We start from the raw sequence: 13,300 nt of genomic DNA on the forward strand, positions 1-13,300 counted from the left end.
CGGCCCTCTGGCATCCTACAGCCAGTCTTCGTTGACTCCGGCCAGCTGCGACTGCCCTTGCTCGTTGATATCGAAATACAGCCCGTCCCTGGTCAACGCAACGTAGCGTTTTTCATTGGCGATGATTTCAATCACATTCCAGGGCCCGATAGGCTCAGCCTGGGCATCCACACCGGTGACGGTCATCCCGATCTTCTGGCGATAGAGGGTCCGATTGCGCTTGTCAAAGAACAGGACGGTATCGCCCGTGCTGGTCGCGGGTGTCAGCAACATCGGGCTGACCGCGCCGCCCGACCCCTCAACCTGCGGCACATTGGGACGAATCACCAGGCCATCGGCAGCACGGACCCACGTGCTGACCGGATCCTTTCTGCCCTGTGTCAAAGGTGTTATCGAGACAAACGCCGCTGGCTGATAATCCACGACTTTCACTTGGGTCAAAGGCCAAAGTTTCGAGTCCTTGACCAGCAGTTCGTAATCCCACAAGAAGTTCGACCACCCTGGCATGGCGCTCTTGAGCAGCAGGTCTTGCTGACGGTCGGTCAGATGACCTGCAATCGCCAGCAGCAAGACTTCGTCCTCACCCAACAGGTAAACCACCTCGGCTTCACGCCCAGTGCGCTGGGTCACTTGCTGGACAATCCGAATGACCCCCTGCCCCAGGACCTGGAACACCGAAATGCTCGAACCGGGCACCGGTTCCATCAGCCTATAGAATCGATTGACCCGCCCGGTGACCACGTCAGAGCGCCAGATGAGTGCTTCCCGGGAGCAATAGAAATACGCCTGCCCACCCATAACCGCGCCCAGCCTGGCTTGGTTCGCCAGTGCTGATGGGAGGTCGCGAGCGTAGATAAAACGATCACGGGCCTGCTCATAAAAAGCCGTGGTGAGTTGTGGTTCTTGTGGGTCTGCGAACGGAACCGGGAAATTCTGTACCGCTGTGAACGGGCTGGCCAAACGATTGGCGCGGGCCAGTTTCCTGACTCGGGCCTGGATATTCGCCGTGTCGACAGTCGGGTCGCTCTCCAGCTCTTCGAGCAGCAATTGCTGTTTCGCCCAGTCAACTCGAAACGAGTGATGCGAAGTCTGGATAACCAATTCAGGCGTACCCATGACGTGAACGTCGACAGCCCCTACCTTCAAAAGGCCTTCGCCGACAACGATATCCTCTTCGCTCAACCAGAGCGCACGCAGCGTCCAGGCCATGGGGCGAGCCTTCTGTGCCAGTGACAGATTGACCGAACGCACGCCCGGAGTGAGTGTCAGCGCGCAATGACCACCCACCCCTTCAATCCTGTAAGACAGCTTGCCGTGCAACATCTTGGGCAGCTCGGGCACCAGCAACGAACGCGGCTCCTGATCCAGCAAGACACTGATCGTCGTCTCGCCTTCTATCGGATTCAAGTCTCGCATGATGTATTCGGAGGGGAACTTGTAAAAGGTAAACCAGAACTGGCGATTGCCTGCTGCGTCGTACTCCAGCTTCAGCGCAGTTTCAAAATGCTCGGAACGCGTGGTCGAAAACGGCAGGGCCGAGTAATCGAAACCGAACCAGGTGTTGGCCACACACGGCAGGACAATGGCCTGAAAGGTCGTCAAATCGCCAATAGCCGCATGCTCCGGCAACTCGAGGTGTTGTCGAATGTTGATGGCTTTCGAACGATCAAGATTGTGATTCGGCGGGTGCAGCGCAGAGGTGTTGGCCGATAAAATTTCCTGACTGCCGAACGTCAGTCGCTGGTTGCGTAAATCAATCTCGCGGATGAGCGCATAAGGGTTCGGATAAAACACGCCCTCCCTGATCGAGTGACCGCCCGAGCGATACGCCTTATCGACGCGGTTCAGGTACTGACCGATCCGCCGTCCTCGCTCCAATGTGCCGTTGAACCCTTCGACCAGCGCGCTCACGCCAATGGCCAACCCGCCCAGTATCACACCGGCCCCGCCAAGAAACGCAGCCGCCGTACTGGCACCGGCCAGGCCGGCGCCTATGCCGGCCACAGACAGTGCCAACCCCGCCGAATCGAACGCCAACTGTGTGCCGTATTGCGCCTGTTGCAGATCGTCCTTGGCATTGGCCAGCAGATAGATATCGAAACCCAGAGTCGCCAGTTGCATCACCGTGGCCAAACCATCCCGGGCAATATGTCCCAGCGCATTGACCACCACCGAGGAGGTGGTCCGGGCCACCAGCGGTGCATCGTTTAACGCCACCCTGAACAGTTTGACCAGATCCACGATGTCGAGCAGATTGCCATGGGCCAGTTGCGCGTAACTGAGGTACCCGTGCATTCGCACGGCAGTCGTCAGGCTCCGGTCTTCATTGATGTCGCTGATTTGCTCATGGGACTGGAGCGCCACCAGCAGCGCCTGAACCGTAAAAGCCGCATTCAAGGTATGCACGGCGCTGACATCGGTCGGGTCAACCTTGCCCGGTATGGACGGCTTGACCGACAGCGTCTGGAAGGTCTCCGTCAGGTAGGAGCGGATCCGCGACAGAACTCCGTCGGTGCTTGACACTCTGACGGTGAGCGTGGGGTCCTTGAGATTGACCAGGCTGATTTCATAGTGTCCACCCGATACCTCTCGCACACTGTCGAACACCGGAACAAAGTCTCGCCCAAGGTTACTTTCCGCGTGGAGGCGATCAGCGCTGTGCTGAATCTGCTGCGCCCAGTGACGGGCGTCCAGTTCGTTCAGTCCACGCCCCAGTCGGGCGTTTTCCGCCAATGAACGGGCCCGTAACGCAGCGTGATGTTCCCATGGTGCCACCGTTACACCGGTGCTGATCGGATCATGGCTCAGCAAACCCGACACATTGATCTGCGACGGCAGCGCCAGATCGGCGATACGTGGGCCATTGAGGTCGACGAGGTTGAACGTCGCTTCCGTCAGGTGACTGATCTCATAGAGTTTGGCCAGCTCAGGAATGCTCAGAAACTGCTCAAGAGCACGGTGCAGGTCCTGCGCCTGGTCAAATCCGAAGACACCGAAATTCGGATCGTAGAAGCGGTAGGCAATCGACTCGCCGTCGACGATTTTTGCCACCAGCATGGAATGGCTTTCGGTGTTGAGCATCAAGGTACTGGTGGAAGTCCTGGCTTCCAGTGTCTGCATGACCTGATCCAGTCCGGACGCCCCTGATAAAGTGCCCGACTGCGCCATTGGCACAGTTCGCAGCTCATCAAGGGCCCGCAGAAAAGCATGGGTTTCATTGGCGTCGGGTGCAAGGTTGGCATTGGCCAACCGGCCGCTCAAAGCGTCCACGGCCGAGGGTCCTTTTTCGATAGCTGCCGCCATAGCCAACACCAGTGGATAACAGCGTCTTCCGGGATCGCCTTCACCCCTGACCAGTAATCCTTGAGGCATCAACCTCCCCGTCGAAGCACCTTGCGCGATGAAGGTTTCCAGCACCGTGGCGCTGCGCTGAAAGATGTGGTGACGCAGCTCGTATTGGGCCTGAAACCTGATGCGGGCTATGTGCTCGCCCCATTGGCGCAACGTCAACGGCTTCTCGAACGCAAGGGCCTTGAGCACCTGAGCGCTGTTCTTCGATGGCTCAACCGTTGCCTGGGCAGCTGCAAACCCGGCTTCGAATGCAGGATGCCTGCGTGCGAGCAAGGCCTGCTCGATGGCCATATAACGCTGGGCGAAACCCAGGTCGGCGGTGCTCTGCGCGAGGGTTCGGGTGTGCTGCCAGGCATCGTCGAACCCGGCATTATCCAGCGTCTGCGCGCCGAACAGCCCACCGAGTAGTACTCGATGCACCGGGCTCAGTTGATCAAGCGGCAGAGAGCCGTGGCCAATACGGACAATCATTTCATTCAAGTTACCGATCGGCTCAAAACCGTGCGAGACCGGAAGTTCGACACGGGCTTGCGCCAGGATCCGCTGACGCTCATCGAAGCTCAGGGACCAAGGCCTATCGAAGCTCAGGTCGCCACTGAGTTTTTCGTTCATGGCCCTGATGAAGGGGCCTCCCAGGTCATCCACCCATTGCTGCAAGATGTCGGTCTGTAAAACCGGGCGGCCTTCAATCACAGGCCAACCCTTTTCAAACGTCATAAGCTGACCTTTAAGCAGCTCAGTGATGTTGCCTTTGAAATGGGCCTTATAGCCGCCCTGGCCCGCTTTTGTTGTTTCAAGCTCGAACCAGGCCGCCTCAGTCCTGGCATTGTCTTTCCAGCTGTGATGGGTTTCTTCTTCGGTGGCGAGGTTAAAGCCGTCGAACAGGTCAACCTTGTCGCTGATCAGTTGGCGGCTTTCAAGCACCGCATGGTCTTCGACAAAGTCACCCAAACCGCTGGATACCGCCGTCGGCCCGCTCATCGCAATGGCCGATTGGGCACCGAATTTGATGCCATCGGCATCATAGTCATTGATCGCCTGCAAAAAACTGTTGAGGCTTTGCAGATTCGCCTTCCAGCTTGAAATCGGACCGTGTTGTTTCTCCAGCTCCCGGATAATCAGATCGGGAAATGCCTGGCGATCCTGAAGCGATACATTGCTGCTCAACGCCTGCGCAACGACCCGGTCCAGGAACTGATAGTTGCTGCGAATTTTTTCCATAACGGCGGCGAGTTGCGCAGAACCCGCATGACCACTCAACAGGGCATTGGATAATCCGTTGAATGGCGTCTTGATTTGATTCGTCATCGAATCAGGCGTGTTTTTATTACCGACACGCAGACCGTTCGACGCAACCATGACGTCATTGAACGGGGCAAAAATATCGCTGAGGGACGGCATGCTTTTGGCAAATGCTGTTATCGCCTCTCTGTGTTGTTCAGGCACCTTGGGGCGAAAATCCGCATAGGCCTGCCCCCGATTCGGAAGTATTGTCGGGTTGTGATCGAACAATACCTGCATCACACCTATACGTTCTTCGGCACTGAAGGCGGCGAGATCCACACCACCGAGCACTTTATGCAGAGACGGCAGCAAATCAGCATCAAGATAGGTTCCACTCTCGACGTTCAGAACCTGTAAACGTGTGATATCGGATGCAGCCGCCAGGTTGGTGCGAAACGAAATTTCGCGTTCATAAATATCGAACAACGGTTGATCGATAAGCTCTACGTGAATGTCTCGATGGGCAACTTCCACGTGTTGCAGAGATTGAAGATTGCGGGCCTTGAGCGCCTTGAGCGCACCTTCATCCTGGCCATAGGCACTGACTAAAAGATCGATCCGCGCCTGATCGGCACTCCCGCCCGCCTGGGTGACAGTCTGGATATGCTCGAACATCTGCTGTCGCAACACTCGAGTTCGCTCGATGTAACGACGGGCCAGCGCAGCAGGCGTATCGACGGCGCCTTGTGGCGCAGAAATCGTCCCCAGCGCCTTGGCTGACTCGACGATAATGCGATTGGTCTCATGGGCCAGCAAAGCATCGCTGTCATACCACAGGTTGAGGCTGTAACCCTGCGGGGCAAGCATTTGCCGCCAGACATTGATGTAGTCTCCCTGAATAGCGCCCATGCCGCCGCCCACCCAGACGAAGTGCAACTTCTTGGGGACGGGTTTGGCAGTATTCAGCAGTTCGACCGTTGTACTCAAACGCAGTAAATAGTTCGTCAATTTATCCCGAACTTTTTGCAGTGTGGCAGACGAACCTTTCGGGTTTATTGATTCGAGCGTTTCCTTCAACAGACTTATCGGCGTCAGTTGGGCGTCCAGACTCGACGCTTCGGTAGCACCATCGAAGTAACGCAAGGCCGCTGCGTGCTCCGGCATTTCTTTGAAGCCGCTCAACGCAAACTCCAACTCGCGGCGATCAAACGGCGTGGAAAAAGTGTCAGTCTGATTCAGTGTTCCGGTAGGTGTACTTTTCATTTTCATATCCATATGAAAAAAGCCGACAGCCACTCACACATCGAACAGGTTCAATGTGTGAATGGCTGTCAGAACTCAATCTTCTATTTTTTCAACTATTGCGGTGGGCAAAATGTCTTTGAGTAACACACTGCTCGTGCTGCCCTTCCTGGCAACCAGGGTACTTACCAGTGTTGACACCGCGAAAGACTGATAGCCGCTCATCGCCAGAAATACGTTCCGGTGCAAAACGACATCGGTCGAGAACACGTCGCGAAAGATCAAGCTGTGTCCGATGTCCGCATCCACAATCACCAGGTGCTCATCGACCCGGCTCGCCCACAACTGATCCGCAACCACGATATCCCAGATCAGTTTTCCCGGAACCGATGGCGAGTGGTCGAGCGAATGGCGGCAATCGACAATGACCGATTCAAGTTTCAACCACACGGCTCTGGTAAGCCGACAGGTCGTTGAACCTTGACCCAGTTTGAGCACCAGGATGCTGACATCATCGGCAATCAACGGGAGCAGGTCCGTACGCGTTTTCGACTCCTCGATCACCAGTACTTCGGCGTTTCGCTGGACATAGTCGAGCGGCCCGACCCTGTTGCTTTGCGGATAGGTGTGCAAAAAACCATCCCCGCTGTCATGCAGCATCACATTGGTTTGATGCTGGGTGCCGACGAGCGTGAATTGCGCAGCAATAGCGGTCTTCGGAATGCGGATCAACCGTTCGGTCTGGACCACGTACCATTGTTGGTAGTCAGGATCTTTGACGGACAGAAAATCGGCGCATCGATGTTCGTTCGCCAGCGCCGCCAGGCCCTCACTCAATTTACCTTCCAGTGCAGCAACCCAATGGCTGTTAACGCCCGAAATCCGTACCGGTTCGTTGTACTGTAAATCCACCTCCACACCTTCAAGCGTCGTTGCCCTCAGGCCAGAGCCTTCCACTGTTACGTCGCTAAAGGTCCAGCTCGCCCATTCCTGCGTCGGGGCTGGCAATGCCTCAGCCAGTAACAGTTTCGTTCCCTGGGCAAATGCCGTGTTCAAGTGGTCTGGATCGATAAAAACCTGACGGACAATCTTGCCGGTAGAAAGATCGAACAGCCAGGTGGCCTGATTGTCTGGAGTAATACTCAGCAACCGTACTTCTTTGCCGTGCCCCATTTCAGCGAGCAGCAGCCGACCACCCAAGTACCAGGCGCACAAACCGGCCTTGAAACCGGTCAAACCCAGGATGGCAAAACTCGGCACCGGGTATTGCAACGCAACCGTTGCCAGCGCCGACCACCATTGAGTTTGATCCTTGAACCAGTGCTCGGTCAGCCCGCCGAGTCTCAGATTCCCGTCCGGCATAATGTTAAAGAACAGACCAGAGTCGGTCAGGACGAGATAGTCCTGCTCAACGGCGACAACATTTTTCAGCCCAGGGGGGGAGATGTTGCTGGACGACCATTGTGCGCGACCATCCACCATCGACCTTTGCTGACACATGAGGCGTTGGTGAAGTTTGTCGTAGGTAACGAACACTTCGCCCTCGACACGGGCGGGAGCAATGAGCACAAGATCATTCAAGGCCTTGATCGAGTCTGCCCATCCCCGCTCACGGTGACGCCTGGCAGGTGCACGAATAATCAACCCATCACTGCTGCGCACCCAAACCAGATCCCGCCACTTTTCATCGATCTGCCAACAAATCGAAACCAGCGCACCGGGACGCCAGTTCACTGTATTGGCGGACTCTACCGGCAAGTGATAGTAGCCCAGTACCTGCTTCCAGTCCGTCAGCGTGTCAGCCTCCAAAACAGCCTGCAGTGCAGGATCCTGACCGCGGGTGATCGAGCTGAGCAACACGGCCCGGTCATGGATCACAAAGGTCAGTTCATCGCGCTGGCCGTCCTTTCCAGTGAGCTGCTGCACGATCTGAATGCCGCCATTGGTCACGGCCTCACAGCGGACAATCGCCAGGTCAGCTCTAACAAGCAAACGATAGTGCTGAACCAGCGTCCCGGTGATCGCATCGACCTGCCAGACATCGAAACTCTCGGGGTGATAGAAGTAAGCCGAATCCTCCAACACCGCGCCCAATATCACCTCATCGGACAACAGGACATTCGGGTCGCGGATGTACAGAAAACGATCCTGTGCCGAGTCGTAATACGCGACTACCGTCCTGGGTTCGTCCGGCTTTTCGAACGGCACCACGAAGTTGCGAACGGGGGTGTAAGACGTGGCCAGGCGATGTTCATGGGTCAGTGTCTTGAAGTGATCCAGCAACGCTTGTTCCCCGAGGGCCGGATCGGCCTCTTCTTCGACAACCTCCAGCCGACAGGCAGCAAGATCTACACGCACGATTTTGTTGTTCGACAGCTTGAGCAACACATGGTGAACGCCACCGCCACTGAACGTCACATCCAGCGCCCACGAAACAAGGTGTCCCCCCGCTTCTATCCGGATGTCTGTCTCCGCCAGCCATGGAGTCAGCAGCACCCATTGCATAGCAATGTGACCGGGTGCGACGAGTTCAAGGCTCACCCCGGGATTGAGCAGCACGGAACATTGAGCTCCTGCGCCTTCTACCCGATAGGACACCAGCCCGTGCCACACGTTCGGCAGCGCAGGTACCGCCAGTGAACGCTCGACGTTATCGAGACGAACATTGAATACCGTTGGCTTGTAGACCGGGTTCAGCCGGTTGACCACGTACTCGCCGGGAAACGAATAGAACGAAAACAGAAACTGCCATTGCCCCTGTTTGTTCTTTTTCTCCAGTCGACGTGCCGTGTCGTACCCGCCGGCATGACGATACGTGACAAACGGCAGCAACTTGTATTCGTAGCCGTACCAGGTCTTGGGTCTGCAGGGCAGAACGATCGTCTGTCCTGCCTGTGGTGAGAAACTCGCCGAGTCCGGCAACTCAAGTCCCTGACGAATATCGATGGCTCGGTTGTAATCCACATCGAAATCCGGGACCCCGAAATGGTCCCGAAGGGGGAACAATTTCGGGCTGTCGAAATGGACGGTGGATGCGCGCAAATCCAAATCGGCAAACACAACCAAGGGATGCGCAATCCAGGCATTCAACGCATTGTCCAGGTAATAGCCGCCTTGTACATACGACTTTTCAAGCCCATCAAAAAACAGCGCGACCTCCTTGGCTTCCTCCGCAATCGTCGCAAAACCTTCGGCCAGCGCAGTAACGCCTACTGCCAACCCGCCAAGAATTACCCCGGCGCCCCCCAGCACCGAGGCCACCGTACCCGCGCCAGCCAGGGCTGCCCCCAGACCGGCTGCGCCTACCACCGCACTCGCGGAGTCAAAGGCCAACTGCGTCCCGAACTGCGCCTTTTCAATCTCATTGGTGGCGTGGCTTAGCTGATAAATATCAAACCCGACATTCACCAGCCCCAGCACAGTACCGACGCCTTCATTGGCGATATGCCCCAAGGCCTTTTGCACCAACGGTGCGCTGGTGCGGGCGATCAGCTTTTCATCGTCCAGTGCCTGACGGACCAGTTTCACAACGCCAATCAAATCCACCACGTTGCCATGGGCCAGTTGGGCATAGTTGACGTAGGCATGCAGGCGTATAGCGGTGGTCAGGGCCTTGTCACCACCGCTCGCTGCAGTCTCGTGATGACGCAGTACGTTCATCAAGGCTTGTACGGTGAACCCGGCATTGAGCGTATGAACGCTGCCGGCGTCCGTCGGATCAAGCGGATTGACCGGCGCACGCGGGCGAGCGGCCAATGAATGGAAGGTTTCGGAAAGGAAGTTTTTAATTCTCAGGAACCGGTGATCGCTGGTGGTGACACGCTCAATGGTCTGCCCGGCATCGGTGTTGACCAGACTGATTTTGTATTCCCCTGCTGGGGTTATCTCCAGTGTCTCGAACAACGCAACAGAATCCGACGCCAGCCCGTGTTGCTCCTGCAATTGCCGTGTCGCCTGCGCGATCTGCCCACCCCACCAGTGCGCGTCCAGTTCCAACAACGAACTGCCCAGCACCGCATTGTTGACCAGCGACTGCCCTCGGGCACTGGCCAGCCGTTGTCTTACCCGCGGCGCCGTTTGCTCCGGCAACGCGCCTGGCTCCGACAGGCTTGAGACCTGAACACCGGACGCAAGCACCGTGGCGTTCAGCCCGGCACCATTGAGTTCAATCAGATCAAAGGTCGGACGCGCCACATCCCCAAAAGCGGCGTAATGCCTGGCCATCTCCTTGCGGATGAAAAAATGCGTCAGCGCCTCACCGAACTCCGAGGCAGTCGCAAACTCGAAGATCCCGAAATTCGGATCGTAGAGCAGGTATGTGCTATGCGGCCCCTCTAGCGTTTTTGCAACCAGCATCGAGTGGTTGTCAGAGTTGAGCATCACGGTGGTGGTGGCCGTTTTTTCTTCCAGCATCGCTACGATCTCAGTCAGATCGGAGCGCATCAATGGCGTGCCTGTTTCATTGACAGGGGCGTCACGCAGCTCCTCGATCATGCTCAAAAACGCCCTTGAGTCGGCGGCTTCAGGTTCTGTAACTGCCAGGTAAAAGCGTTCCCGCAAGCTGTTGGCCGCGGTGCTGTTTTTGTGGAGCGCAGCAGCCATGGCCAGCGCCAGCGGGTAACAGCGTCCAGCAACCCGGTCGCCCGCTCCTTCGAGCAACAAATCCTGGGGCACCAATTTGAAACTGCCGTGATCAAAGCTCTCCAGCACTTCACCGATTCGTTCGCCAATCCGGTCGCGGTATTCGAGCTTCGACACTTGCTGAATTTTGGCAACCAACCGTCCCCACTCCTGCAGGGTCAACGGACGTTCGAGTGCCTGTTTCTTGAGTTCGACACTGGTTTCGGACAGGGCCACGGGCGGATTGGAAGCACGCGTCAAACCAGCAAGGAAAGCCGGGTGACGTTGCTTGAACAGCTCCCGTTCAATGATCCCGTAACGGTGGCTGACCCCCAACTCCGACATCGTATTGGCAAGGTTTTCAAGCATTGCACTAGCGGCGTCAAAATGCTGGTTATCCAGTGCATTGACCCCCAACAGGCCACCCAGCAAAAGACGTTGCAGCGGGTTTAGGTTCACCGTGAGAAGCGGGTCTTTGCCGACCTGGCTCAGCAGTTCATCCATCGACAGAGTTTGTGTCTCCGTGTCCAGGAGGGAAGCCGGGGGGCGGATGCTGTCATCCTGAGCGATGATCGCTTGCCGGTCATCGAAGCTCAGGGACAATGACTTTTCAAACGTCACGCTGCCGTTGTGGCGCTGACTCATCGCCTGGCGAAATGGCTCACCGAGATCATCAGCCAGTTGCTGCAACAGGTCGGTGATCAACACATGACGACCTTCGATGACCGGCCATCCTTCTTCGAAATCAATGCTCTGGTACTTGAGCAGCTGCGTGACATCACCGGCATAGCGGGTTTTGAACTTCACGGCCTCCCAACGCTGCTTTTCTCTATTCAGCCATTGAGCCGTGTCACTCTCGTTCTCCTTCCAGGAGTGATCCAGCTCCTCCTCGGTCGCCCGGTTGACGGTTGCGATGGCAGGTATGGCGACTTCAGCTCTCGAAGCTTCAGCGCCCCGTGGGGTGAAATGCATCTTCTCGTAATCCGCCAGCCCATCGCGCATCGCAGCAGGCCCGGTCAGATAAATGGTCACTTCACTCTGTGGACGGATACCGTCGCTATAGTAAGTAGCGGCAGCTTCCATCAAAAAACTGACCGCTATTTCTTCCTCACTCGACAGTTCATGCAAGGGCCCGAACTTTTTCTCGACCACCTCCTTGGCAACCTGAATGACTGCCTGAGCGTCGATAAGCGCAATCTTTCTTTCAACGGCTAACCGGGCGGTGGCATCCACCACCTCATAGTTAAGCCTGAAACGGTCAAGAACAGCCTTGAGCATCGCTGAACCGGGATGAGCCATCAAGAACGCGTTACTCAACGTGCTTTGCTCGGCGACGGCACGCAGTCCATCCGGTCGCACCTGGCGCTCTACCGGGCGCCGGAAAACACTGCTGATATCAGGGCTGCTCTTGGCAAAATTCTCCAGCGCCTCACGGTGTTCCAGGGGAATTTGCTCGAAATAGTTTGTGTACTTGCTGCGTATAACCTGCCGTCCCGGCATCCACTCAGGACTGTGGTCAAGTATCAACTGCAACACACCCAGGCGTGCATCCGAGCCAAACCGGCTGATATCCACCCCCCCCAGGTTTTCTAACAGCGGAGGCAGGTTATCCACGTCTGCATAACTGCCACCGTCGGCGAACAGTGCCTCGGCGCGAACAATATCGGAGGCGGCAGCAAAGTTGCCACGCAAGCTGATTTCTCGCTCGTAGATGTCCTGCAAGTACAACGGTGTCGCCTCGGTGGCGAGATCGCGAAGAACAATAGCGCCTTCTTTCAGCGACAACAGACTCTGGCGGTTTTTTTCCCTTAATACTTTCAACCGTCCTTCATCTTGGCTATAGGCTCGAACCAACAGATCGATCCTGGCGTTGTCGGCGCTCTCGCCGCGCTCTACCGATTTATTAATGTGCGCAAACATTTGCTGCTTGAGAGCGATGACCCGCTCTTCATACTTGTCGCCTAGCTCAACAGCGTTACTACTGGCCTGCCCGCCATTCAGCATGGCGTCGGACTTGGCTGCCTCGACAATAATCCGATTGGTTTCGTAGGCCAGCAATGCATCGCTGTCGTACCAGAGTTTGAGGGTGTAACCCTGCCCAGACAATGTCTGCTTCCAGATATTGATGTAGTCGCGCTGGATATCGCCCATACCACCGCCGAGCCAGACAAAATGCAGATTGTCAGGAACGTTTGTTTTGGGAATCAGCAACTGCTGCGTACCGTTTGACAAACGAGCCTCGAAACCTTCGAGCCGTTCGTAGATGTCTGTCACGTCGGGGGCCGCGCTCTCGGGAGGAAGCGACTCAGTCGTTCGTCGTGGTCGACCGGCAGGCCCGACAAAAGATGCCAATGCTTGCTTCAACAGGCCAAGCGGCTCCAGCATCCGGGGCGAATCGAGCAAGTCGATGCAGCCTGAGTAATACCTGAAGACGGCGTCGTACTCGTCGGTACCTTTGTGCGAAATTAACGCCTGCTCAAGATCTTTAAGATTAAAAAGTTCTGCGAACTTTACATATTCACCGATATACGAAACATCCAAATGACTATTAAACAAGACACTCTCCAGCTTCAATGTATGCAATTAGATTCTGTAAGACAGCCGCGCAAATACCGCTCGACGACAACGTCAGCCATTTCGTATTTCTGAACGAGACCAGATCAATACGTGAAGCAACCACTTCACAGGAGACAAAACTAAATCGTAAAAGCGGGCACTTCAAACCAGAAGAAATTCAATTAATTTCAATACAATCAAATTTGAAATAAATAAAACCTTATATTGCCGACTTAAATAAGCACACTTAGACAAACAAAATCGCCGAGACCATCAGCAAACAGGCGGCGTTGTGACTCACGCGCAA

Annotated in this window: 2 protein-coding genes; both read right to left on the minus strand. The window is 56.0% G+C overall.

Features of this window, described 5'->3' with window-relative positions; translation table 11 throughout:
* Window positions 1–15: 15 nt before the first annotated feature.
* Window positions 16–5,838 carry a TcdA/TcdB pore-forming domain-containing protein gene (locus CUN63_RS09195; protein WP_165353243.1) on the minus strand — a complete coding sequence of 1,941 codons (5,823 nt, stop codon included), beginning with the start codon at window positions 5,836–5,838 and terminating at the stop codon, window positions 16–18.
* Between the two features lie 75 nt (window positions 5,839–5,913).
* Window positions 5,914–12,822 carry a TcdA/TcdB pore-forming domain-containing protein gene (locus CUN63_RS09200; RefSeq protein WP_256657749.1) on the minus strand — a complete coding sequence of 2,303 codons (6,909 nt, stop codon included), beginning with the start codon at window positions 12,820–12,822 and terminating at the stop codon, window positions 5,914–5,916.
* Window positions 12,823–13,300 lie beyond the last annotated feature (478 nt).

The sequence above is a fragment of the Pseudomonas sp. ACM7 genome, assembly GCF_004136015.1.
Classification (GTDB): domain Bacteria; phylum Pseudomonadota; class Gammaproteobacteria; order Pseudomonadales; family Pseudomonadaceae; genus Aquipseudomonas; species Aquipseudomonas frigoris.